The organism is Methylobacterium sp. J-043, assembly GCF_022829505.1.
GTDB lineage: Bacteria > Pseudomonadota > Alphaproteobacteria > Rhizobiales > Beijerinckiaceae > Methylobacterium > Methylobacterium extorquens_A.
In genome coordinates this window covers 343981-367736 of record NZ_JAKSYB010000063.1, presented here as the reverse complement: position 1 = coordinate 367736, position 23756 = coordinate 343981, and the positions used below count along the sequence as shown (strand labels likewise).

At 68.7% G+C, this 23756-nt stretch carries 25 protein-coding genes and 1 riboswitch; of the genes, 13 read left to right on the top strand and 12 right to left on the bottom strand.

The features are described from left to right. Positions 1–55: 55 nt before the first annotated feature. On the bottom strand, positions 56–1285 hold the full coding sequence (locus tag MKK50_RS19725) for a glycosyltransferase family 4 protein (RefSeq protein WP_499024770.1): 1230 nt from the start codon (positions 1283–1285) through the stop codon (positions 56–58). Between the two features lie 126 nt (positions 1286–1411). Here MKK50_RS19725 and MKK50_RS19720 point away from each other — a divergent pair, with 126 nt between their 5' ends. Then, positions 1412–2209, top strand: a complete 798-nt coding sequence (locus MKK50_RS19720; protein WP_499024769.1) for an alpha/beta hydrolase — start codon at positions 1412–1414, stop codon at positions 2207–2209. Positions 2210–2343: 134 nt separating this feature from the next. On the opposite strand, the gene MKK50_RS19715 is transcribed toward MKK50_RS19720, so the two are convergent. Next, on the bottom strand, positions 2344–2625 hold the full coding sequence (locus MKK50_RS19715; protein ID WP_499024768.1) for a BQ00720 family protein: 282 nt from the start codon (positions 2623–2625) through the stop codon (positions 2344–2346). A 173-nt stretch (positions 2626–2798) separates the two neighbouring features. Next, the gene (locus tag MKK50_RS19710) at positions 2799–3230 is read right to left on the bottom strand and encodes an Hsp20 family protein (RefSeq protein WP_003602681.1); all 432 of its coding nucleotides are present in this window, start codon (positions 3228–3230) and stop codon (positions 2799–2801) included. A gap of 569 nt (positions 3231–3799) precedes the next feature. On the opposite strand from MKK50_RS19710, the gene MKK50_RS19705 reads away from it, so the two are divergent. From MKK50_RS19705 to MKK50_RS19675, 7 genes are all read left to right on the top strand, one after another. After that, positions 3800–4282, top strand: a complete 483-nt coding sequence (locus MKK50_RS19705; protein ID WP_253373415.1) for a Tat pathway signal protein — start codon at positions 3800–3802, stop codon at positions 4280–4282. 71 nt (positions 4283–4353) lie between these two features. Continuing rightward, on the top strand, positions 4354–5055 hold the full coding sequence (locus MKK50_RS19700) for a MotA/TolQ/ExbB proton channel family protein (RefSeq protein WP_499024766.1): 702 nt from the start codon (positions 4354–4356) through the stop codon (positions 5053–5055). An 84-nt stretch (positions 5056–5139) separates the two neighbouring features. Then, entirely contained in the window at positions 5140–5601 is a 462-nt protein-coding gene (gene tolR, locus MKK50_RS19695; protein ID WP_253373413.1) for a protein TolR, read from the top strand. Positions 5602–5641: 40 nt separating this feature from the next. Next, positions 5642–6730 (top strand): energy transducer TonB family protein, encoded by a 1089-nt coding sequence (locus MKK50_RS19690; protein ID WP_499024764.1) that lies wholly within the window; start codon positions 5642–5644, stop codon positions 6728–6730. Between the two features lie 57 nt (positions 6731–6787). Continuing rightward, on the top strand, positions 6788–7372 hold the full coding sequence (locus tag MKK50_RS19685; protein ID WP_499024762.1) for a metallophosphoesterase family protein: 585 nt from the start codon (positions 6788–6790) through the stop codon (positions 7370–7372). 235 nt (positions 7373–7607) lie between these two features. Then, positions 7608–7934, top strand: a complete 327-nt coding sequence (locus MKK50_RS19680) for a hypothetical protein (RefSeq protein WP_253373410.1) — start codon at positions 7608–7610, stop codon at positions 7932–7934. 186 nt (positions 7935–8120) lie between these two features. Next, positions 8121–8261 carry a hypothetical protein gene (locus MKK50_RS19675; RefSeq protein WP_253373409.1) on the top strand — a complete coding sequence of 47 codons (141 nt, stop codon included), beginning with the start codon at positions 8121–8123 and terminating at the stop codon, positions 8259–8261. Positions 8262–8393: 132 nt separating this feature from the next. Here the strand turns inward: MKK50_RS19675 and MKK50_RS19670 are convergent, their stop codons facing one another. Further along, positions 8394–8633, bottom strand: coding sequence for a hypothetical protein (locus MKK50_RS19670; protein WP_253373408.1), 240 nt, complete (start codon positions 8631–8633; stop codon positions 8394–8396). A gap of 177 nt (positions 8634–8810) precedes the next feature. On the opposite strand from MKK50_RS19670, the gene MKK50_RS19665 reads away from it, so the two are divergent. Then, positions 8811–9185 carry a flagellar biosynthesis regulator FlaF gene (locus MKK50_RS19665; protein ID WP_499024759.1) on the top strand — a complete coding sequence of 125 codons (375 nt, stop codon included), beginning with the start codon at positions 8811–8813 and terminating at the stop codon, positions 9183–9185. 184 nt (positions 9186–9369) lie between these two features. Here MKK50_RS19665 and MKK50_RS19660 read toward each other — a convergent pair whose 3' ends face one another. Both MKK50_RS19660 and thiC read right to left on the bottom strand, forming a co-directional pair. Further along, positions 9370–9717 carry a flagellar protein FlaG gene (locus MKK50_RS19660; RefSeq protein ID WP_253373406.1) on the bottom strand — a complete coding sequence of 116 codons (348 nt, stop codon included), beginning with the start codon at positions 9715–9717 and terminating at the stop codon, positions 9370–9372. A 214-nt stretch (positions 9718–9931) separates the two neighbouring features. Beyond that, positions 9932–11824 (bottom strand): phosphomethylpyrimidine synthase ThiC, encoded by a 1893-nt coding sequence (thiC, locus tag MKK50_RS19655; RefSeq protein ID WP_499024758.1) that lies wholly within the window; start codon positions 11822–11824, stop codon positions 9932–9934. A 74-nt stretch (positions 11825–11898) separates the two neighbouring features. Beyond that, a riboswitch (TPP riboswitch) is annotated at positions 11899–12003 on the bottom strand. Between the two features lie 257 nt (positions 12004–12260). Between thiC and MKK50_RS19650 the strand changes: the two genes are divergently transcribed. Beyond that, a complete protein-coding gene (locus tag MKK50_RS19650) occupies positions 12261–12524 on the top strand; it encodes a hypothetical protein (RefSeq protein WP_499024757.1) in 264 nt (87 codons plus the stop codon). 125 nt (positions 12525–12649) lie between these two features. On the opposite strand, the gene trhA is transcribed toward MKK50_RS19650, so the two are convergent. Both trhA and MKK50_RS19640 read right to left on the bottom strand, forming a co-directional pair. Then, entirely contained in the window at positions 12650–13330 is a 681-nt protein-coding gene (gene trhA / locus MKK50_RS19645) for a PAQR family membrane homeostasis protein TrhA (RefSeq protein WP_253373403.1), read from the bottom strand. A 281-nt stretch (positions 13331–13611) separates the two neighbouring features. Then, positions 13612–14760, bottom strand: coding sequence for a COX15/CtaA family protein (locus tag MKK50_RS19640; protein ID WP_499024755.1), 1149 nt, complete (start codon positions 14758–14760; stop codon positions 13612–13614). Positions 14761–15108: 348 nt separating this feature from the next. Here MKK50_RS19640 and MKK50_RS19635 point away from each other — a divergent pair, with 348 nt between their 5' ends. Both MKK50_RS19635 and MKK50_RS19630 read left to right on the top strand, forming a co-directional pair. Then, a complete protein-coding gene (locus tag MKK50_RS19635; RefSeq protein ID WP_009863569.1) occupies positions 15109–15315 on the top strand; it encodes a DUF2842 domain-containing protein in 207 nt (68 codons plus the stop codon). 99 nt (positions 15316–15414) lie between these two features. Beyond that, on the top strand, positions 15415–15855 hold the full coding sequence (locus MKK50_RS19630) for a hypothetical protein (protein WP_499024754.1): 441 nt from the start codon (positions 15415–15417) through the stop codon (positions 15853–15855). 12 nt (positions 15856–15867) lie between these two features. Here MKK50_RS19630 and MKK50_RS19625 read toward each other — a convergent pair whose 3' ends face one another. Next, complete coding sequence (locus tag MKK50_RS19625) at positions 15868–16920, bottom strand: polysaccharide deacetylase family protein (protein WP_499024753.1); 1053 nt, start codon at positions 16918–16920, stop codon at positions 15868–15870. Between the two features lie 348 nt (positions 16921–17268). Here MKK50_RS19625 and MKK50_RS19620 point away from each other — a divergent pair, with 348 nt between their 5' ends. Then, a complete protein-coding gene (locus tag MKK50_RS19620; RefSeq protein ID WP_499024750.1) occupies positions 17269–18471 on the top strand; it encodes a GNAT family N-acetyltransferase in 1203 nt (400 codons plus the stop codon). An 11-nt stretch (positions 18472–18482) separates the two neighbouring features. Here MKK50_RS19620 and MKK50_RS19615 read toward each other — a convergent pair whose 3' ends face one another. From MKK50_RS19615 to metF, 3 genes are all read right to left on the bottom strand, one after another. Beyond that, complete coding sequence (locus MKK50_RS19615) at positions 18483–18698, bottom strand: hypothetical protein (RefSeq protein WP_499024748.1); 216 nt, start codon at positions 18696–18698, stop codon at positions 18483–18485. Positions 18699–18841: 143 nt separating this feature from the next. Beyond that, positions 18842–22594, bottom strand: a complete 3753-nt coding sequence (gene metH / locus MKK50_RS19610) for a methionine synthase (protein ID WP_499024747.1) — start codon at positions 22592–22594, stop codon at positions 18842–18844. 194 nt (positions 22595–22788) lie between these two features. After that, positions 22789–23721, bottom strand: a complete 933-nt coding sequence (gene metF / locus MKK50_RS19605) for a methylenetetrahydrofolate reductase [NAD(P)H] (protein ID WP_253373396.1) — start codon at positions 23719–23721, stop codon at positions 22789–22791. Positions 23722–23756: the final 35 nt, after the last annotated feature.

The following is a 23756-nucleotide window of genomic DNA, read 5'->3' as shown; positions in this document are numbered from 1 at the left end:
ACTTGGCAAATCTTCTTGCCGAGTCAACTCGCGGGACTGATTTCGGTTCACCCTGTCACGTTTTCGCTCGGTTCAGAAGGTCGGCATAGACGTTCAAGGTGCCATCGATCATGCGGTCGAGCGAAAAATTCGCCTCGACATGGGCTTGCGCCCGGCGGGCGAGCCCATCGCGGGCGCTGGCGCCGAGCGACAGGGCCTCCTTCAGCGCCTCAGCCAGAGCCGCGGCATCGCCGGGCGGCACCCGCCAGCCGGTGCGCTGGCCGGGCTCGACGTCGGGGGGGGCCAGCACGGTCTCGGGCACGGCGCCGAGATCGGACACGACCACGGGGATGCCGAGCGCCTGCGCCTCGACCGCCGAGCGGCCGAACGCTTCCGGCTCCACGGAAGGGACCGCGACAACGGAGGCCGCGCGGAAGGCTGCCGGCATGTCGCTGCAGTGTCCGACCCTGCGCACGATGCCCGACAGGCCACGCGTCTCGATCAGCGCGTCGAGTTCGCGCTCGTAGGCGTGACGTCCCTGCGGATCGCCCGCGAGCACGACGGCGAAGTCGGTGAGGCCGAGATCGTGCAGGCGGGCGGCGGCCTCGATCAGCACGCGCTGGCCCTTCCAGGCCGTGAGCCGGGCCGCGAGCAGCACGACCCGCTCATGCGGCGCCACGTTCCAGGCCCGGCGCAGGCTCTCGACCCGTGCCGCCGCGACCGCCGAGGGCGTGAACGCCGCCAGATCCGTGCCGCGGTGGATCACGCTGATCCGGCCGCCGGCCTGGTCGGGATGGGTCCGGCGGATCAGGTCGGCGGTGTAGTGCGAGTTGGCGATCACGACGTCGCCCCGCGCCATCACCGAATTGTACAGAACCTTGACGCTGGTCCGGCCCGAATAGCTGCCGTGATAGGTCGTCACGAAGGGCAGCTTCAGCCGGCGGGCCGCGCCGAGGGCGACCCAGGCCGGGGCGCGGGAGCGGGCGTGCAGGATCTGCACGTTCTCCCGGCGGCAGAGCCGGACGAGGCGCTCGACGTTGAGCGCCATGGCGAACGGGTTCTTGGTGTTGGCCGGGAACGGCACCCAGATCCCGCCCTTGGCCTGCAACTCGCCGACGAGCCGCCCGCCCTCCGTAGCCACGAGCGGCCGGGCGCCGGCCTCGGCGAGGGCGGCCGCGACGTCGACGGTGGTGCGCTCGGCGCCCCCCGCCTCCAGCGCCGGGATGATCTGCAGCACCGTGACGCCCGCCAGCGGCGACGCCTCGGACAACCGCACAGGGCCGCCGGACAGGCTGCCTCCGTTCATCGCGTCACCCGTAGCGGGACGGTCGCTTGGAATTGGGTCATGAGGTAAGGATTGTCCCCGCGGCTTTACGGTTCGGTAAACGAAGCGTCGCCGCGTTGTTTCAGAATCACAGGATATTGCGCCCCAGTGAGCGATCCGGAGACTTCGCCGGGCGAATTGCCCCTCGTGACGCTCGACATCGGAGGCCCCTCCCCGCGCCGGCTGGCGGTGCGGGTCCGAGAGGGCGAGGGGCCGCCCGTGGTCTGGCTCGGCGGCTTCCGCTCCGACATGCGGGCGACGAAGGCCGCCGCCCTCGACGCCTGGGCCGCCGAGAACGGCCGGCGCATGGTGCGGTTCGACTATTCCGGGCATGGCGAGTCGGAGGGGCGCTTCGAGGATGGCACCATCTCCGATTGGCTCGCCGATGCCTGCGCCGTCATCGACCGCTACGCGAACGAGCGGCCGATCCTCGTCGGCTCCTCCATGGGCGGCTGGATCGCCTGCCTCGCCGCCCGCGAGCGGGCGCGGCGCGCGGCGGATCTCGGCGGGCAAGTCGGCGGGATGGTGCTGATCGCCCCGGCCCTCGACTTCACCGAGACGCTGATGTGGGACGCCTTCCCGCCCGAGGTCCGGCAGATCCTGGAGCGCGACGGCGTATGGTATCGGGAGACGCCCTACGCCCCGAAGCCCGACCCGATCCGCATGGCGCTGATCGAGGACGGGCGGCGTCACCTGTTGCTGAACGCGGCCCTGGAGCCGGGCTGCCCGGTTCACATCCTCCAGGGCATGGCCGATCCGGACGTACCCTATCCCCATGCCCTGCGGATTCTGGAGCGTCTGCCCGCGCAGGGGACGAGGTTGACGCTGATCAAGGATGGCGACCACCGCCTGTCGCGGCCCGAGGATATCGAACTCCTCGTGCGCACGGTCGCGGCGATGGCTTGAGATGTGTCCCCGCCGAGCGGCGGGGAGACGACTCCAGAGTTCGTCCCAGATATCGGACCCGGGACGATGCTCTCGCCTTTTGTTTTTACATCAGCTTCTTCCGAAAGCCGGCAACCCGCTTTCGGGATGATGCTCTAGTGAAGGCTCACCGGGTAGAGCTGGTGGGCCATGGCGTTCGCCACGGCGACCTCGCGGGAATCAGTGAGCAGGATCGGCGCGCCGCTCGCCGAGAGCAGGGCGAACAGGTCGAGTCCGGGGCTCATCTCAGGCGCCTGCGGAAATAGCTCACGCACCTCGTCCGAGCGGATCGGCCGGACATAGGCGATGTGGCCTTCGCCGAGTGCGGCGAACTCTGCCGGATCGACGGCAGGGTTGACGGTCGTGTCGATGGTCAGGTCGTTTGTGGCAGTGGTCATGGAATGCCCTCCTTCCGAGGCAGAGCGTTGAACCGGATATGGTCCCGCACATCGGCAGCGACAAATCCGGGATGGGGTGGAGGCCCGAGAGACGGGCGGTGGAGCCTGCGATCCATCGACGCGGATCGCCCGCGTCGCCCCTTGGTTGAGCAGGTCCGGATCGCCCCGCAGGATCAGGGATCCTTGGCGGCAATCGCGATCTTGCGGACGATGCGCTCGGGCTCGGGTCGTGCCAGATCGATCGCCAGCAGCCCATTCGACAGCTCCGCGCCCAAGACCTCCATGCCGTCTGCAAGAAGGAAGGCCCGCTGAAACTGCCGCGCCGCGATGCCACGATGCAGGTAGTGACGGGATTTGTCGTCGACCTGCCGCCCCCGCACGACCAGTTGATTCTCCTCCAGGGAAACGTCGAGCTGATCCTGCGTAAAGCCGGCCACCGCGAGCGTGATCCGCAAGCGTTCGGGCTCGCGTTCGCTGCGGGTGACACGTTCGATGTTGTAGGGCGGATATCCGTCGCTGGCGGCCTTCGAGACACGATCGAGTGCCTGCTCGATCTCGTCGAAGCCGAGCAGGAATGGATACCCGAACGGGGACGGCCGCGTCATCGTCGCTCAAACCTCCGGCGAGGCCCTGGGGGATCGAACGGCGTCGAGCCCTTGGCGGCACCTCGCGGTCTCGAGCCCGCCTCGCGGCAGCGCTCTTGGATCAGGATATGGAAAGTGGGCGGATGCCGATCAAGGGTGGTCGGCCGCGCGGGCGGTGAAGCACGGGGAATGGGGATTCGGGATAAAACGGCAACTGTGGCGGGATAAAAGAGAAATCCCAATCCGAGTGCCGGCTTTCTTCAATAGTTTGGAATTGCTCTGAAATTCTTAGCAAACCTTGATCAACACCCTGCTTGTCGGATAGGCACGCTCCGGAAACGTACACGGTGCTGTGGGAAGCGCCGGGCGTGACCTTTGCTGTATCCGCACATCGCCATGCGGCGGAGATCGCGTCACGGTGATCCCGCCTCGGATGACGGCGCCTCTCGGTGCCGTCGAAACCACGGCGAAGCGAATGTCGGCGGGATAGCGGCAGTCCTTCGGCCTTCGGGTCAAGCGGCCCGCGCCGGATCTCCGGGGCGGCGCGAGATTGGGGAGATGAGATCGTCGTGATTCAGGAAGGCTGGGGAATGAGCGATGCAGGGCCGGGACGCAGCGGGATCGGGGGACGCCTCGTCGCGAGTGCCGCCCTCGCCGCAGCGCTGATCACCGCGATCCCCGCCGCGATGGCACAGGATGCGACGCCGCCGGCCAAATCGGACGCCCCTCCCCTGAAAATCGAACTGAACCGGCTCGAGCCCGCGGGCGAGGCCTGCCGCACCTACATGCTCGTCGACAACAGCCGCGGGCCCGCGCTGAAGTCGCTCAAGGTCGATCTGTTCGCCTTCGACACGGAGGGCGTCGCCCAGAAGCGCCTCGCCGTCGAGTTGGGCCCGGTGCAAGAGAAGAAGACCGTGGTGCGGCTCTTCGACTTCGCCGGCCTCTCCTGCCCGAAAATCGGCCGTCTTCTGCTCAACGACGTGCTCGCTTGCGAGGGCGGTGACGCCACCCGCGAGACCTGCCTGGAGCGGATCGAGCCCGCCACCAAGACATCGGCCGCCTTCGATCGCTGAGGCCGGCCGCGTCCGTCCCACCGGTTCGACCGGGTGTGACGGACGCATATTGGAGCCACGAGGAGTCACACATGGATCCGACGTCCGTGCCCGCCGAGGCGGTCGCTGCAGCCCACGACATGTCGTTCATCGGTCTGTTCCTGCAGGCCGACCCGATCGTCAAAAGCGTGATGATTCTCCTCGTGGTGGCCTCGCTCGCCTGCTGGACCGTCGTCTTCGAGAAGATCGTGCGCCTCTCCGCCGCCAAACGGCAGGCCAAGGCCTTCGACGCGATGGTCCGCTCGGAGGGCACCATCGATACCGGGCAGAAGGGCATCTCCGGCCACGTGATCAAGGCGGGGCTCGACGCGTGGCGCGACCAGGATCCGAGCGAGAGCCGGGCCGAGCGCCGCGAGCGGATCGAGCGGGCGATGAAGGGCGCGCTCAGCCTGGAGGTGAAGCGTCTCCAGGGCGGATTGCCGCTGCTGGCGACCTCCGGTTCCACCGCCCCCTTCGTCGGCCTGTTCGGCACGGTCTGGGGCATCATGAACTCGTTCTCGTCGATCGCGAAGAGCCAGGACACCAGCCTCGCGGTCGTGGCGCCCGGCATCGCGGAGGCGCTGTTCGCCACCGCCATCGGCCTCGTCGTCGCGATCCCGGCGGTGATGGCCTACAACAAGCTCTCGGGTGACGTCGCCCGCATCCAGTCGAGCTTCGTCTCCTGCATCTCGGTGCTCGGCAACCGCCTCGCCCGTGACCGCGGTCCCCACGCCCGGGCCGCGGCGGCCGAGTAATCCGCCTCTTCGCCGACTCCTGAAACCTTCGCGGCGCCCGCCTCAGCTCGGCGGGCCGTCGCCGACACCCGGAAGGGCGAAGCCATGGCCATGGGAACCGCGCGTTCGGCGAGCGACGACGAGGACGGCCTCGACGCCACGCCGATGTCCGAGATCAACGTCACGCCGATGGTCGACGTGATGCTGGTGCTGCTGATCATCTTCATGGTGGCCGCGCCGCTGATGACGACGGGCGTGCCGGTGCAACTGCCGAAGACGACCGCCGCCAAGGTGGCGCAGTCACAGAAGCCGCTCGAAGTCTCCATCGACAAGGACGGCAATCCGTTCATCGCCAAGGACGGGTTCACGCCGGAGACGATCCTGCCGCGCCTGAAGCAGCTCAGGGCGGAGAACCCGGATCAGGTCGTGCTCGTGCGCGGTGACCGGGACGTGCCCTACGGCCGGATCATGGAAGTGATGGGCCTCGTCGGTCAGGCGGGCTTCACCAAGGTCTCGCTGATTGCCCAGTCGGCGGGTGGCGCGCCGGCCGCAGGGACGCCCCGTTAAGCCGATGGCCGCTCCCAAGCCAGCTCCGAAGGCCGCCCCCATGCCGCCGATGCAGGCCCCGATATCTGCCCCGATGCCGGCTCCCGTGCCCGCTCATGCCGGGCAGGGATTACCCTCGGGCCCTTCCGAGGGAGGCGGCCAGGGGCGCCTCACGGCCGCCTTCGCCCTGGCCCTGGCCCTGCACGCCGCGGGGTTGATCGGCATCACCTATCTGCATCTGACCCCGCCTGCGCCCCCGGGTGATCAGGAGATCACGATCGATCTCGCGCCGCAGATGGCGGAGGCCGAGACCCAGGCGCCTGCCGAGTCGCAGCGGGTCGAAGAGATTCCCGAGGAGGCCAAGCCTGAGGGCGAGCCGGAGACGGCCGAGCCGGTCGAGACACCGGACGAGGTGAAGCCCCCGCCCCCCCCGGAGATGACGGAGGTGATGCCGGAGGAGGTACAGCCGCCGCCTCCGCCGCCGGAAGCCGTGACGGAAGTTCCGCCCGACACGGTTCCCCCGCCGCCGGAAGAGCAGATCATCGCCTCCGAGGCGCAGGAGGCGGAGCCGCTGGCGCCGCCCCCGCCCGTGGTGGCGAAGGCCCCGGAGCCGCCCAAGCCCGATCCCAAGATCGAGGAGCGCCGCAAGGCCGAGCTGGAGAAGAAGCGCGAGGCACGCCGCAAGGAGATCATCGAAAAGAAGCGCGAGGAGGCGCAGAAGGAAGCGCGGATCAAGGCCGCCAAGGCGAAGACCGAGCGTGATGCCGCACGGCGCGCCCAGGCCGCCCGGGCGGGCAATTCGCAGCGCGACTCCGCCGCCACCTCGCGCCAAAGCGCGACGGGCACGGCCGCCGCGGCCAACGACCCCAACGCCATGGCCGCCTGGAAGGGCTCCATCGCCGCGACGATCCGTGGCCGGATGAACCGTGAAGCCGCGGCCGGCACCAGTGGCGGCGTGGCCACCGTGCGCTTCACCGTGAGCCGCTCCGGCGCGGTGAGCGGAGCGTCTCTGAGCAGCAGCAGCGGGATCGGCGCCATCGACAGCGCCGCGCTCGCGGCGGTGCGCGGCAGCCTGCCGCCCGCCCCCTCCGGGGTGACGCAGTCGAGCCTCCCGGTCACCGTACCGCTGCGCTTCAGCCCAGGACGTTAGGCCGGCATCGTTCTCCCGTCCGCCGCGTTGTCCCGCTCACACCGGACAGCGCGGCGGATGACCATCTTCTTCACGAGCGACACGCATTTCGGCGACCCCCGGATCCTGCGGATCGACCGGCGCCCCTTCGCGGATCTGCCGTCCCACGACGCGGCCCTGATCGAGGCCTGGAACGCCGTCGTCGGGCCGGACGACACCGTCTGGCATCTCGGAGACTTCGCCCTCGGTCCCCCACCGGAGCGCATCGCGGCCCTGCTCGAGGCGCTCAACGGCCGCAAGCACCTGATCGTCGGCAACAACGACGGTCCCGCCACCCTGTCGGCGCCCGGCTGGGCCTCGGTGGCGCATTACGCGGAGACCGAGGTCGAGGGCCGCCGGCTCGTACTGTGCCACTACGCCTTCCGCACCTGGAACGGCCTCGGTCGCGGCGCGATCAACCTGCACGGCCATTCCCACGGCCGGCTCAAGCCGATCCCGCGACAATACGATGTCGGCGTCGATACGCAGGGCTTGGCGCCGGTCACCCTCGACCAGATTCTCGTCTCGCGCCGCGGGCGTGTGTCGGAGACGGCGCGCCAAAACCGCGCCGGGCAGGATCTCGGTCGCCAAGTTCTCGGTCAAAAGGAGTCCGCGGAGGGATAGGGGTGTCGATCGAATCCCAGTGCGCCGAATGTTCCACCAAGAATCGTCCGGGAAGCTTCCAAGAATCTTGGCAGATCCTGCAGGCCAGTTTCGGAACCATCGGCTTAGCGTCACCGTTCAAAAGCCGACACGAGCGATGACGCAGTGGCCGGATCGGTGAAGACACTGTGATGGCCGCGTGCTGAACGCTCCTTAACCTTATCATGACTTCGGTCGAACAAAGTCGGTCTGCTCCATGCGTCACCTCATGCGACACACCGTTTTCGCCGGCCTTGCGGCCTCCCTCGTCGGCGTCTCCCTGGCTTCCTCCGCGCTCGCGGCGCCGGGTTGCCTCGACGGCCGCCGCAAGATCCAGGAAGCCAGCGCTCTGCGCTATCAGGCCCGCCAGGAAGCACAGCTCGGCAATCACGACCGGGTTTGCGACACCCTCGACGAGATCGGCGATCGCTACCACGAGGCGCAGGACGCCTTCGAGGATTGCGGGGCCGACATCGTGTCGATCGATCTGCGCAGCGAGCTCCGCTCCCTGCGCGCCGCCAAGCAGGTCAACCGCTGCGACTGACCGCGGCCGGCCCCGCGCTCCCGGCGGATCGAGACCGCCTCTAACCCGATGCTGCCGAAGCCGGATCCGTCCGCGGGTCCGAGTGTGGTCCCGCACCGCCAAGCGTCACCGTGAAGCGCAGATTCACTGCAATCGAACCGATTGCTTCGCGCCGGAAAACTTCTCTTCTCCCCTCAGGGTCTTGCCATGATCGCCACCGACAACGCCCTCCGTCAGCCCACCGCTGACATGCAGACCGGCCCCTCCTTCGCCGCGGCCCTGTTCGGCTTCCTCGGCAGCACCGTTGCGACGACGATGGTGATGTTTCTGCTCAGCAGCAGCGTCTGATCCGGCTTCCGCTCGATCCAGGCGGGGACCGATCAGCAAGCCCGCGCGGCGCTCGCACGAGACACGACATCGCGCCCTGCGAAGCGAACGAGCGGATTTCCTGAGGCCTGCCTCGAGGGATCGGGACTGGCCTCAGGGGGCGACCGACCAGAGGCGGCTACGCGAGAACAGCATCTCCGGATTGCCGACTTGGTTCGCCGTCTTCGGCACCGGGCAGCGGGGCGTCTCGGGGCGAGGTGCTACGACGACCGCTGCCTGAGCGGGCGGCACGAGGCCGAGTCGCATTTGCACCGCCGGGTGCCGGGCAGCGGTGATGGTGACGACACCGGCGATGATGCAGCCGGCCATCAATCCGAGAAAGAAATTCGTCATCTGAAGCGGGTTCCGGACCCGATGTGGCACGGACTGGCCATAACGGCCGCCACGCCGAAGCACTCACCCCCTTTCGGGGCGCCAATACGGCAGAACGCTCGCATACCGGCTTTTAACAAAAACGATGCATTGATTCGCCTGCGATCGGCCGAGGGCGGCGCAGGGAGAACACTGACGATGCAGTACGCGGCCAATGCCTATGCGAAGGCTTCGCGCGTGGCGCTCTCCCCTCGGGAAGCCGAGGCAGCCGTTCTGCTGAAGGCCGCCGGCCGTCTCCAGTCCCTCGGTTCACAGATCGAGGCGGGGCCGGCGCTCAACGACGCGCTGACGTTCAACCAGCGTGTCTGGACGATCCTGGCGTCCGCCGCGACCGAGCCGAACAGCCCGCTCCCCGCCGAGGTCCGCACCGGCATGGCGCAGCTCTCGGCCTACGTGTTCCATACGATCCTGGACACGATGATCGAGCCGACCGCGCAGAAGATCGAGTCGCTCGTCTCGCTCAACAACCACATCGCTGCGGGGCTTCAGGGCGACGCCGGGCCGGGGGTGTAAAGGCCGGCTTCCAGCAACCGAATCGCTTCAGAGCCGCCGGAGCGGATCGCCTTCGGCAGCGGCGTACTATCTGGGCCGTTGAAACCATGGGCCGACGCGGCGCGCGCGTGCCCGCACGTCCGGTCCCGTCGGATGGCTGGTCATACCAGATCCGCCATCCCGAAGGGATCGAACGGATTTGGTATCAGGCCGTCTTGGCGATGCGCTCGCCCGGAGATGGAGCTGCTTCCCGCGCGTAGGCCCGCGCCTTGAGGATCACTTCGTCGGGAATCTGCATCACCACATCGCCGGTCTGCGGATCGGTGACACGGAAAACGAGGCTCTGGCTGTCCGCATCGCGGGTATAGGCACGCCGCTCCGGCTCGGACGGTTTCGTGTCCGCACTCTCGGGGCTCACGGCGACGGTGACCGCGGGATCGAGCACGCGGGAGGCGGGCGCCTCGTCGCGAACGGTCTCCGCGACCGGTCGGACGGGGGTGATGGGGGCGGTGGAGACGGGCGGCGTCGAGGCCGCGGCCCTGATCGGGTCCATGGCTGCATTCCTTCGGTTCCGGCGCGAGGCCGGACCTCAGGAGATTGCGTGCGTCGCTACCGGAATCTTAAGGCCCGCCGCTTGTCCCCCGGGAATGCCGGCCAGCCTCACCGATCCGTAACGATGACCTGAAGAATTTTCGCGAATTCGCATCAAGCGATGGCTTTTGCGAGGATGGCCGCCCGCCGGGCGGCCATCCCGTATTCGGCGCGGCTTATTCCGCCGCGTCGACGTAGAGCTTGCCGCCCTCTTCCAGGAACTCCTGCGATTTGGCCGCCATGCCGGCCTGGCGCTCGGCGTCGCTCATCGGCTGGGCTTGGCCGATGACGATGCCGGCCTCCTCCATGGCGAGCACGTCGGCGCGCAGATCCTGCGTGATCTTCATCGAGCAGAATTTCGGGCCGCACATCGAGCAGAAATGGGCGACCTTGTGCGCGTCCTTCGGCAGGGTTTCGTCGTGGTAGGTACGCGCCGTGTCGGGATCCAGCGAGAGGTTGAACTGGTCCTCCCAGCGGAAGTCGAAGCGGGCGCGGCTGAGGGCGTCGTCGCGGAGCTGCGCCGCGGGGTGGCCCTTGGCGAGGTCGGCGGCGTGCGCGGCGATCTTGTAGGTGATGACGCCGGTCTTCACGTCGTCGCGGTTCGGCAGGCCGAGATGCTCCTTCGGCGTGACGTAGCAGAGCATGGCGCAGCCGAACCAGCCGATCATCGCCGCGCCGATCCCGCTCGTGATGTGGTCGTAGCCCGGCGCGATGTCGGTGGTCAGCGGGCCGAGCGTGTAGAACGGCGCCTCGCCGCACTCAGTCAGCTGCTTCTCCATGTTGACCTTGATCTTGTGCATCGGCACGTGGCCGGGGCCCTCGATCATGGTCTGGCAGCCCTTGTCCCAGGCGATCTTGGTGAGTTCGCCGAGCGTCTCCAGTTCGGCGAATTGGGCCGCGTCGTTGGCATCCGCGATGGAGCCGGGGCGCAGGCCGTCGCCGAGCGAGAACGACACGTCGTAGGCCCGCATGATGTCGCAGATTTCGTCGAACCGCTCGTAAAGGAACGACTCGCGGTGCCCGGCGAGGCACCAGCGCGCCATGATCGAGCCGCCGCGCGACACGATGCCGGTGGTGCGCCGCGCGGTGAGCGGCACGTGGGCCAGCCGCACGCCGGCATGGATCGTGAAGTAGTCGATGCCCTGCTCGGCCTGCTCGATGAGCGTGTCCTTGAACACCTCCCAATCGAGCTTCAGCGGGTCGCCGCCGACTTTCTCCAGCGCCTGATAGATCGGCACGGTGCCGATCGGCACGGGCGAGTTGCGCACGATCCACGAGCGGATGTTGTGGATGTTGCGGCCCGTCGAGAGGTCCATGACCGTGTCCGCACCCCAGCGGATCGACCAGACCAGCTTCTCGACTTCCTCGGCGGCCGACGACGTGACGGCGGAGTTGCCGATATTCGCGTTGATCTTGACGAGGAAGTTACGGCCGATCGCCATCGGCTCGAGTTCGAGGTGGTTGATGTTGGCCGGGATGATGGCCCGCCCGCGGGCGATCTCGTCGCGGACGAATTCGGGCGTGATGAAGGGCGGCACCGCCGCGCCGTAGCTCTCGCCGTCGGCGAGCGCGGCCTCGGCGCGCTCTAGCATCTGCGCGCGGCAGGCATTCTCGCGATGCGCCACGTAGATCATCTCTTCCGTGATGATCCCGGCGCGGGCGAACTCGTATTGCGTGACCAGCTGCCCCGGCTCCGCCCGGCGGATCGTGCGTTCGGCGGGGCACGGCGCCACGAGCTTGTCGGCGGCGGCAAAGCCGTTGTCCTCCGGCTTCACCTCGCGCGGCTTCACGGCGGCGTAGCCGCGCCCGACGATCCACGGCTCGCGGACCGGGGCCAGACCCTTCTCGAGATCGATGCCCGCATCGGTCTCGGTGTAGGGGCCCGACGGGTCGTAGACCCGCACCGGCTCCTCCTTCGGGTCGGAGAGGGCGATCTCCCGGTAGGGCACGCGGATGTCGGGGCGGCCGGGCGCCTCGGCATAGACCTTGCGCGAGCCCTGCACGGGGCCGGTGGTCACGCTGGCGGGATTGCCGTTGGGAAGATCTTTGGGACGGACGGGTGCGTTCATCGCTGTCGCTCCTGATAGGGGAGGCGACCCGTGGTCCCGACGATGGTGCGGCTGGCCGATGCTGCTTGTGAGCAGCGGCCACTGGTTCCCGTCCCTCCGCCGGTACGAGCCGGATCAGGTTCAAGGGTCAGGGCGCCTGCCCACTCTCAGCCCCATACGGGGCCCCCCTCGGAACGATTCCAGCCTCTGCTTCGGCGCGATCCTTGTCAATGCATCGCCGGAACGGGCCGATTCGGAGGAAAGATTTTTTGGTTCGGAACTGGCCCGGTGTCACGGCGGCAAAGCTTGACCGATTGCCGCGGATTCGAGCCACGGTTTCGACGAAAAACTCACCAATTGAGCCGGGAAGCCTCCTTTGGCGACCCCGCGCTGCGGCTTGGGTGTGGATGACGCCCGGTCGGCGGGTGGCCACGCGCCCGCCTTTTCGCGACACACGATGGCGATGAGCACGGTCATCCCTTTCCGCCGCCCCCCTGCCCCCGCCACGCCGGCCCGCGCCGGCTGCGACGTCGCGGCTGTCGCGGGCGACCTCCTGGACGTTCTCGATCAGCTCGAAGGGCTGGTGGCGCGGGCGGCCGGCATGGACCGGCCCCGGATCGAGGTGGAGCGCAGCGTGCAGCACCTGCTCGATGCGATCAGCGCCGTCGAGCGCGCCTCCGACACCCTGGGCGAGGGCAGCAGCATCTCCGAGCCGGCCTGAGCATTCAGGCGCCGTCGGCCATCGGCCGGGTTTCGCGCGTTTTTGCTTGTTCCCAGCTCACGCGCTGCATCGACATCGCGCGTGGCAACGGCTTCGCAGCCCGGTGCCGGGAAAGGCAGGACCGTTCACGCCCCGGCGTGCAGCACGCTCGCCATGATCGTCCCGTAATGGCAGGCGGTCGCGGCCAGGACGAAGGCGTGCCAGATCGCATTCTGGAACGGCAGGCTGCGCCAGACGTGGAAGACCACGCCGCCCGAGTAGAGCAGGCCGCCGATAGCGAGGAGCCAGAGGGCGGACGGGGTGAGCCCCGAGATCACCGATTCGTAGGCAAGGACGCCGCTCCAGCCGAGCATCAGGTAGAGCACGATCGAGACCCGGTCCCAGCGGCCGGGCATCAGGATCTTGATGGCGATGCCGGTGAGGGCCACCGTCCAGATCAGGGCGAGCAGCGTCCAGGCGACGGGGCCGGAGCCGACCAGCGCCACCACCGGCGTGTAGGTGCCGGCGATCATCAGATAGATGAAGGCATGGTCGAAACGGCGCAGGATCCACTTGCGCGGGCTCACCGGCCACATGTTGTAGGCGGCAGATGCGCCGAGCATCGCCAGCAACGCGGTGGCGTAGACCAGCAGAGAGGCCCGTTCGATCCACCCGAGATGGTTGAGGGCTGCCATCGCGATCAAGCAGATCGCGCCGAGAAACCCGAGGGCGATACCTGCGATATGGACTACACCGTCCGCCCGCAATTCACTGGGCGTGTAGTTCCATGTCAGCGCAAGCGGGCGTCCGTCCTCGGCCAGAAACATCCTCTGCTCCTGTGTTGGCGAGGTATTTAATTCTATAGAGCGGCGAGTCGTTCCATCGTCGGACTACCGAGAGCAGAGTCTTCCACCGAAATTGCTGTGACGACGACTGGAGCCCACCTTTTGCGCTGCAAGGTACGCTGCTTTCTATGCTGCATCGCAGTCGGCCAAGGTTCCATTCCGAGCTTTCCCCCAGCATCGAAGCTGATCGCGACGGTTTCATGAACCGGACGCGGACGCCGAGCAGGTTTCGCGCCAAACCGCTGGAATGCCGCGGAGCCGTTTCAGGCGCCGCGGCCGGCGAGCGCTTCCAGCCCGATCGGCACCTCCGCCCCCATGGGCGCGGAGGCGGCGGGCACGCCGAGGGCAAGGCGGGCATGGACGGTGGCCATGATCAGCACCGCCATGGCGAAGACCTGATGCGCCAGACCCGCCCAGAGCGGCACCTGCAACAGGAGGGTGACGATGCCGAGACCCATCTGTGCCGTTGCCAGCGCCGCCACGCCCATCGCCCGGCCCGCCGCGGCGCTTCTGGGCGCCGTAAGCGCGGCCTGGACCGCGTGGGCGATGGCCGCCAGCACCACGAGATAGGCGAAGAGGCGGTGGTTGAACTGCACCAGGGCGAGGTTGTCGATGAAGTTCTCGATGAAGGGCACCTTGTCGAACAGCATACGGGCCGGCGGCACGAGAACGCCGTCCATGTCCGGCCACGTGTTGTAGAGCAGGCCCGCCTTCGAGCCGGCAACGAGCCCGCCGAGCCAGATCTGGACCAGCACCAGGGCCGGCAACAGGCAAGCGACGACCCGCACCGGTTCGGGCGCCGGAGCGAGCGCCCGCGGGCGGGTGCCGGCGGCGAGCCAGACGAGACCGGCGAGGATCAGACTCGCGGTAGTGAGGTGGAGTGCGAGCTTGAGCGGCGCCACCGCCGTCATGCCGGGCTGGAGGCCCGAGGCGACCATGATCCAGCCGATGGCGCCCTGAAGCCCGCCGAGCAGGCCAAGGCCGAGGAGGCCGGTGAGCAGGCGCCGCCCGAGCATGCCGCGGGCCCAGAACCACGCAAACGGCAGGAAGAACACGAGGCCGACGATCCGCCCGAGCAGGCGGTGCCCCCATTCCCACCAGTACAGCGTCTTGAAGCCGTCGAGCCCGATGCCCTGGTTGAGGATGCGGAATTGTGGCGTGTCGCGGTACTTGTCGAACTCCGCCGCCCAGTCGGCGGCGTCGAGCGGCGGGACCACGCCGGTCACAGGCCGCCACTCGGTGATCGAGAGGCCCGAGCCGGTGAGCCGCGTCGCGCCGCCGACGGCGACCATCGCGACGACGAGCACGGCGAGCCCATAGAGCCACGCGCGCACCGCACCGTGTCCGGGGCGGTAGGAGGCCGCCGGAACGGCGTCGAAGCGGTCGAGGGTCGGGTTCGTCGACAGTCTCATGGTCTCGCGCGTCAGGTCCGGCGGCCGGGAACGTTCGGGTGTGGCTTACGGGAAGCGGGACCCCGCGCGCAACGCGAGCTATGACGCATGCAGGGGGGATCGCCTCAGGCGATCCCCCTGTTTTCCTGCCAGCCTCAGTCGCCGGCGCCCGCCTCCGCGGGTTCATGCTTTCGCTCCGCTCGACGCCTTGGCTGAGCCAAGGCACGCGCCGCGAAGCCGCATTCCGCGATTTCGAGCGATCGCCCCGTGACGCAGGCTTCCCGCATTGCGGCGTCCGAACAGGACCGGTACGACCCGTTCCGGCGCGCGGACCGGCGCGCTTCCCGACACGAGAGATCGAAGGCCCCCATGCGCCGCCGCACGCGCACCCTGCTCGGAACCTTCGGGATCCTGGCCTTCGTGATCGTCTACGCGCCGCTGGCCATGGCGCTCGCCGACAGCCGCATCTCGGAAACCCATCCGGCGGTGCAGACGGTGATCTACTCGATCCTCGGCATCGCCTGGATCTTCCCGCTGATGCCGCTGATCCGCTGGATGGATCGGCCGGACGATTAGGGATTAGAACACGCCGGGCCCCTTTTTTCGCCGTACTCCCTGGCGAAAAGGCGAGACGTCTTACGCTCAAGGTTCGCTTCCGAAGGTCGCCCGCCGCCCATGCGCCCCTCCTCGCGCCGTCCCGCGCTTTCGTTCCGTCCGCACCTCCTCGCCGCCTCGTTGATGCTCGCCGCGCCGCTGGCCGCCGAAACCGCTGCCGCGCAGGGGACGCCGCGTTCCATGGCGGAATGCGAGCGGCTGAAGAACGATCTCGCCTACAACCAGTGCCTCGCCATGTTCGGCCCGCCCGCTCGGAACGTCGCCAGCGGCGGCGGCTATGTCAGCGGCAACGACGCCTCCAGCACCTCCTCGGTCGCCTCGACAGCGACGATCCCCGGCATCCCCTCGATCGAGGAGCCCGATGTCGAGCCGGCGCGGCGCCGGGGGCGGCGCTCCGGCCGGCGCGGCCGGGCCAGCGCCAGCTTCGATGTCGGCAGCGCCGATGCCGGTGCGGGGGAATCGGAGGGCGGCTCGTCGCGCTCGCGCCGCCGCCGCCGCTGAGGCGGCCTCTCCTTACGCCACGTTGAGCCGCCGCCCGCGGTTCCAGGCCAGGAACGGCACGCCGGACAGGAGGCTCGCCAGCGCGGCCTCACTCTGGTGCAACCCGTTCACCGAGACCCGCGGCAGGGCGTGGCAATGCTCCGCGTGCCCTGCGAACAGGTGGCCCGGCCGGGTCGTCACCGCGGTGGCGAAACCGAGTTTTTTGGCGGCTTCGAATTCCCGCGTCCCGGCCGAAGTCGGATCGCCCACCGGATAGGACAGGTGGCGCACCGGGCGACCCAGCTCCGCCTCGATCCGCGCACGGCTCTCGGCCATCTCCCGCCGCGCGAAACCGGCGTCGTGCTTGGCGAGCATCGGGTGCGAGAGCGTGTGCGCGCCGATGCAGACGGCCGGGTCGCGGGCGAGGTCGCGCAGTTCCTCCCAGGTCAGGCAGAGTTCGCGGGCGAGCCCGCCCGGCTCGAACCCGGCCTCGCGACAGAGCCGGGCGATTTCTTCGAGCAGCACCGGCTCCGGGCCGGCGCGCAGGGCGCGGTAGACCGTCTCGAAGGTGGTCGTCTTCTCCGCATCCGTGCGGGCCGGCAGGACGAGGCCGGAGCCGAGCCGCACCGCGTCGAGCCGGACCACCGCCCGCTCCAGTTCGAGCCACCACAGCCGCCCGCGCCCCTCGGCGAAATCGCTCGTCACGAACAGCGTCCAGGGTGCGCCGTGCCGTGTCAGCACGGGCCGGGCGTGCTCGACATTGTCGCGGTAGCCGTCGTCGAAGGTCAGCACCGCGAAGGGAGGCCCAGCCTCCGGGCTTGCGAGCCGCTCGGTGACTTGGTCGAGGCCGATCAGTTCGAAGCCACGGGCGGCGAGCCCCTTCAGCGTCCGTTCGAGAAAGGCGGGGGTGATCGACAAGAGAGCGTTCGGCGCGAAACTCGGCACCGACTCGGGGCGGACATGGTGGAAGGTGAGGATGATCCCGCGCCCGCGGGTGGCGGGGGCGAGCCAGCGGTCGGCGCCCGTGGCGGTGATCGCCCGAAAGCCGGCGCGGAACAGGCGGTGTCGGGTGCGGGGCGACAGCATGGCGCGTCAGGACTCGGGGCACCGGGCGATCCCGGCATCGCCTTGAGCCTAGCGTCCGACGCGAAAAGCTTTCGTTACCCATCCCCGCAGATCGGCCGCCGGCATCAACCGAGGCTTGAGGCCAGACCGGGCAGGATCGCCCTCATGCCAAATCCGGTTGATCTCTTCGGGATAGCGGATTTGGGCTTCGGCGGGATCCCATCGCGCTGGCGCGATGGGATCCCTTCTCAAGCGCCGCGCGGGCTTGCGGATACGGTTCCCGCTTGGATCAAGCGGCAACCGTATCCGGCGGTTTCGTGGGGCTGCCCGTCCTGGCCGTGACGGGCGCCCGCAAAGGGGGATGTGGCAATGGCGGCTCTCGCCGAAGATCTGGGGCGCCCCGTGCGGGCGGAGCTGCGGGGCCATGGCGGCCTCACCGCGGAGGTGTTTTCCGATCTCGCCGAGGTCGAGGGGCTGTGGCGAGGCTTGGAATCCGACCCGGCCGTCCTGATGACGCCCTACCAGCGCTTCGACTGGGTGGCGGCGTATCTCGGCGCCGGGATCGATGCCGGTGAGGAGACGCGCATTCTCGTGCTCCGCGATGCGCATGGACGGGTGCGGCTGCTTCTCCCGCTCGCGATCGGGCGCCGCGGTCCGCTGCGGGTCGCGCGGGTGGTCGGCGACCGGCACGCCAACTTCCACATGCCGCTCTTTGCCTCCCGCGAGGCGGCGGCGATGCCGGCCGAGGATCTGACCGAAGCGCTGGTCCGGGCCGGCCGCGCGGCGGGCATCGACGCCTTCGCGCTCCGCAACCAGCCGCGCGTCTGGGACGGCACCCCGAACCCGTTGGCCGGAGGCGGCCTGCCGGCGCCGAGCGACGCTTACGGCATGCTGCTCGGCCCCGATGCCGAGGCGACCCTGCGCCGGGTGTTCAGCGGCGACACCCGCAAGAAGCTGCGGGCCAAGGAGCGCAAGCTCGTGGAGTTTCTTGGGTCCGTCGAGCACCGCGTCGCCGGGACGCCGGAGGCGGCCGCCGAGATCCAGGCGGCATTCTATGCGCAGAAGGCCGCGCGCTTCGCCGATCTCGGTGTCGCCGACCCTTACGCGGATGCCGAGATCCGCCGCTTCATCGCCTTTGCCACCGTGCCAGGCGCGGAGGGCCGCGCGGCGGCGATCGAGACCCACGCCCTGGTGGCGAGCGAGAGCGGGCGCATCCTGGCGACCTTCGGCGGCGCGGTGGACGGCGCCCGCTTCTGCGGGATGTGGACGTCCTTCGACACCGACCCCGAACTCGGCCGGTTCAGCCCCGGCGAGATCCTGCTGCACCGGCTCGTCGGCGATCAGGCCGCGCGGGGCCGCAGGGCGCTCGACCTTGGCGTCGGCGAGGCCGGCTACAAGGCCAAGACCTGCGACGAGACCATCGAACTCGTGGAGCAGGTCGTGCCGGTGAGCCCGGCGAGCCACGCCCTCGTGCTCGCCTCACGGCTGGCGGTGCGGCTCAAGCACCGGATCAAGCGCTCGCCGCGGCTCTGGGCGGCGGCCCAGAACCTGCGTCGGCGGCTGCGGCGCTGAGCCAAGGCGGCTCAGAAGCCGCGGCTGGCGATCGAGGGCAGCGAGGGCTGCGTGTAGGCGCGGTTCACGTCCCGGCGGGTCTGGGTGCCGTTGGTGTCGGACGAATGGCGGTAGTTGCTGGTCTCGAAAGCCGAGGCCAGGCCAGGGCCGCCGGAATCGGTGCTGTTGCAGGCCGACAGCCCGCAGGCGAGGACGGCGGCGGCGAGGACGAGCAGCGTGGGGCGCATCGGGACTTCCTGTCGAAGGCGGGGCGGCCCCGCGGGTCGTGACGGCAGGCGTGCCGCGCCCCGCCGCCCCTCGGCAAGGAAAAAGTCGCGGCGCGGGAGCGTTGCGGTGCGATCCCGCGCCACCTGTGACCTATTCGGCGTGACTACTCGGCTGCGGCCTTGAGGTAGCGGGCCGGGTCGTAGTTGAGGATCGGCCCGAGCCAGCGCTCGACCTCGGCGATGTCCATGCCCTTGCGCCCGGCATAGTCCTCGACCTGATCCCGCTCGACCTTGGCGACGCCGAAATAGTGTGCGTCGGGATGGGCGAGGTAGAGGCCCGAGACCGAGGAGCCCGGCCACATGGCGTAGGACTCGGTGAGCTTCACGCCGATGCGGCTCTCCGCCTTGAGCAGGTCAAACAACTGCACCTTTTCCGTATGGTCGGGCTGGGCCGGGTAGCCCGGCGCGGGCCGGATGCCGTCATACTTCTCGTGCACCAGTTCGTCGGGCGTGTAGCTCTCGTCCGGCGCATAGCCCCAGAACTCCCTGCGGACGCGCTCGTGCATCCGCTCGGCGAAGGCCTCGGCGATGCGGTCGGCGAGCGCCTTGACGAGGATCGAGCGGTAATCGTCGTTCGCCCGCTCGAACCGCTCGGCGATGCGCACCTCTTCCAGCCCCGCCGTCACCACGAACGCGCCGACGTAATCGGCGATGCCGGTCTCGGCCGGCGCCACGAAGTCGGAGATGCAGGTGTTGGCGCGCCCGTCGCGCTTCGAGAGCTGCTGGCGCAGGCCGTGGAAGGTCGCGAGCGTCTCCCCCCGGCTCTCGCCGGTATAGAGCCGGATGTCGTCGCCGACGCTGTTGGCCGGCCAGAAGCCGATCACCGCCTTCGGGTTGAACCAGCGCTCTTCCACGATCTGCTTGAGCATCACCTGCGCGTCCTCGAACAGCGCCCGCGCCGCCGGGCCCTGCTCGGGATCGTCGAGGATCGCGGGGTAGCGGCCCTTGAACTCGTAGGTCTGCAGGAACGGCGTCCAGTCGATGTAGGGGACGAGGTCCGCCACCTCGTAGGAGCCGTAGACGCGAGTGCCGGTGAAGCTGGGCTTGGCCGGCTTGTAGGCCGACCAATCCACCTTGAAGGCGTTCGCGCGCGCCTTGGCGAGCGGCAGGCGCTGCTTGTCGGCCTCCGAGCGGCGGTGCGCATCGGCAACCTTGGCGTACTCGGCGCGCACCTTCTCCACGGTGGCCCCGCGGGTCTCCTTCGAGATCAGGCTCGACACCACGCCGACGGCCCGGCTGGCATCGGTGACGTAAACCGCCTGCCCCTTGGCGTAGGCCGGGTGGATCTTCACCGCCGTGTGCACGCGGCTGGTGGTGGCGCCGCCGATCAGGAGCGGCATCTCCATGCCCTCGCGCTCCATCTCGGCGGCCACATGCACCATCTCGTCGAGCGACGGGGTGATGAGGCCCGACAGGCCGACGATGTCGACGTTCTCGCGCCGGGCGGTCTCGAGGATCTTGGCCGCCGGCACCATCACGCCAAGATCGATGATCTCGTAGTTGTTGCAGGCCAGAACCACGCCGACGATGTTCTTGCCGATGTCGTGGACGTCGCCCTTCACGGTGGCCATCAGCACCTTGCCGGCGGCCTGGCGCTTGCCGTCGCCGCCATTGGCCCGCTTCTCCTCCTCCATGAAGGGTTCGAGATAGGCCACCGCCTGCTTCATCACGCGGGCGGACTTCACCACCTGCGGCAGGAACATCTTGCCCGACCCGAACAGGTCGCCGACCACGTTCATGCCGGCCATCAGCGGGCCTTCGATGACGTGGAGCGGACGCGCGACCTCTTTGCGCGCCTCCTCGGTGTCGGCGACGATGTACTCGGTGATGCCGTTGACCAGCGCGTGCTCGATGCGCTTGGCGACCGGGGCCTCGCGCCAGGATAGGTCGGCGGTCTTGGCCTGGGCCGAGGCGCCGGTCTTGAAGCGCTCGGCGGCCTCCAGCAGGCGCTCGGTCGAGTCGTCGCGCCGGTTGAGGACCACGTCCTCGCACAGCTCGCGGAGTTCGGCCGGGATCTCGTCGTAGACGGCCAACTGGCCAGCATTGACGATGCCCATGTCCATGCCCGCCTTGATGCAGTGGAACAGGAACACCGCGTGCATCGCCTCGCGCACCGGCTCGTTGCCGCGGAAGGCGAAGGACAGGTTCGAGACGCCGCCGGAGATGTGGGCGTGGGGCAGCGTCTCGCGGATGGTCTTCGTGGCTTCGATGAACGCAACGCCGTAGGGGTTATGCTCCTCGATACCCGTCGCCACCGCGAAGATGTTCGGGTCGAAGATGATGTCTTCGGCTGGGAAGCCGATCTGCTCGGTGAGGATCGTGTAGGCCTTGGTGCAGATCTCGACCTTGCGCTCGTAGGAATCGGCCTGGCCCTGCTCGTCGAAGGCCATGACGACGACCGCCGCGCCGTAGGAGCGGCAGATCTTGGCAGCTTCGATGAACTTCGCTTCGCCCTCCTTCATGGAGATCGAGTTCACGATCGGCTTGCCCTGGATGCACTTCAGGCCAGCCTCGATCACCTCGAATTTCGAGGAATCGACCATCACCGGCACGCGGGCGATGTCAGGCTCGGCGGCGACGAGGTTGAGGAACTCGACCATCGCCTTCTCGCTGTCGAGCAGGCCCTCGTCCATGTTGACGTCGATGACCTGGGCGCCGGCCGCGACCTGATCGCGGGCGACGTCGAGCGCGGCGGCGTAGTCGTTGTTGGTGATGAGCTTGCGGAATTTGGCCGAGCCGGTGACGTTGGTGCGCTCGCCGACGTTCACGAAGGGGATCTCCTTCGTCAGCACGAAGGGCTCGAGGCCCGACAGGCGCATCAGGCGCGGGATCTCGGGAATCGCGCGCGGGGTCTTGTCGGCGACGGCTTCCGCGATGGCGCGAATGTGGTCCGGCGTGGTGCCGCAGCAGCCGCCGACCATGTTGACGAGGCCAGACGCGGCGAACTCGCCGACGAGCTTGCCCATGGCCTCCGGGCTCTCGTCGTAGAGGCCGAACTCGTTGGGCAGGCCGGCATTCGGATAAGCGCAGACCAGCGTGTCGCAGATGCGCGACAGCTCGGCGATGTGGCCGCGCATCTCCTTAGCGCCGAGCGCGCAGTTGAGGCCGAAGGTCAGCGGGCTCGAATGGCGCAGCGAGTTCCAGAACGCGGCCGGCGTCTGGCCCGACAGCGTACGGCCGGACAGGTCGGTGATGGTGCCGGAGATCTGGATCGGCAGGCGGATGCCGGTCTCGTCGAACACAGCCCAAGCGGCGGCGATCGCCGCCTTGGCGTTGAGCGTGTCGAAGATCGTCTCGATCAGGATGAGTTCGGCGCCGCCGTCGATGAGGCCACGCACCTGCTCGATATAGGCCTGCTTGACTTGGTCGAACGTCACGGCGCGGTAGCCGGGATTGTTGACGTCCGGCGAGATCGACAGCGTGCGGTTGGTCGGGCCGATGGCGCCGGCCACGAAGCGGCGGCGGCCATCCTGCTCTTCCGCGAGCTTGGCGGCTTCGCGGGCGAGCCGGGCGCCCTCGGCGTTCAGCTCGTGGATGATCGATTCCATGCCGTAATCGGCCTGGGCGATCGTGGTGCCGGAGAAGGTGTTGGTCTCGCAGACGTCGGCGCCGGCGAGGAAGTAGTCGAGGTGGATCTGCCGGATCGCGTCGGGCTGGGTGAGGATCAGGAGGTCGTTGTTGCCCTTCTGGTCGTGGCCGTGATCCTTGAAGCGCTCACCCCGGAAATCCTCTTCCGTGTATTTCAGCCGCTGGATCACCGTGCCCATCGCCCCGTCGAGGACGAGGATCTTCTCCGAGGCGCGCTGGCGCAGCGCGCGCTCGATCTCGGTGCCGTCGACGGGGGGGAAAGCGGTCATGTCGGACGATCCTGGGATGTTCCGGGACGGCGATGGCCGAAAGCGTCGGCCGCATCAACCCACCTCATCCTGAGGCGCCGGGGCGGAGGCCTCGGAGGCCTCCAGAAAACGCGATCGCTCCTGGCACCCACCCGTGCGGCGACCGCGGCGCGGTCGCATCTCGGGATGAGGTTCAGGAGCGGGGTGGCGAGGGGTCAGGCCGCCTTGGCTTCCGGCTTCGCCGCCGGCTTGGCCGGCGCCTGGGAGCGCAGGCCGAGCAGATGGCAGATGGCGTAGACCAGATCCGAGCGGTTCATCGAGTAGAAGTGGAAGTCCTCCACGCCCTCGTCGACGAGGTCGAGCACCTGCTCGGCGGCGACCGCGGCGGCGACGAGACGGCGGGTCTCCACGTCGTTGTCGAGGCCCTCGAACCGGGCGGCGAGCCAGTACGGCACCGAGGCGCCGGTGCGGCGGGCGAAGCTGGCCGCCTGCTTGAAGTTCTGCACCGGCAGGATGCCGGGGATGATCGGGATGTCGATGCCAGCCGCGCGCACCTTGTCGCGGTAGCGCAGGTAGATCTCGTTATCGAAGAAGAACTGGGTGATCGCTTGGTCCGCCCCGGCATCGACCTTGGCCTTCAGGGCGTCGATGTCGGCATCGAGCGAGGCGGCCTCCGGATGCTTCTCCGGATAGGCCGAGACCGAGACCTTGAAGTCGCCGATCCGCTTGATGCCGGCGACGAGGTCTGAGGTCTGCGCGTAGCCGCCGGGATGGGGCCGGTAGCTGTGGCCGACGCCCTCGGCCGGGTCGCCGCGCAGGGCCACGATGTGGCGCACGCCCGCATCCCAGTAGGACTGCACCACCGCGTCGATCTCTTCTTTCGTCGCCGCGACGCAGGTGAGGTGGGCGGCGGGCTTGAGGCTGGTCTCGCGCACCATGCGCGCCACGGTGTTGTGGGTGCGCTCGCGGGTGGAGCCGCCGGCGCCGTAGGTCACCGAGACGAATTTCGGCTGGAGCGGCGCGAGGCGCTCGATCGAGGACCAGAGGATCTTCTCCATCTCCTCGGTCTTGGGCGGGAAGAACTCGATCGAGACCCGGATCGGGCGGAAGCCGTCGCGGCTGGCGCGGTGTTGGGAGGCGTTGGGCATCTCTTCGTCCCTTCTCCTGGACGTCTGTCGTGGTG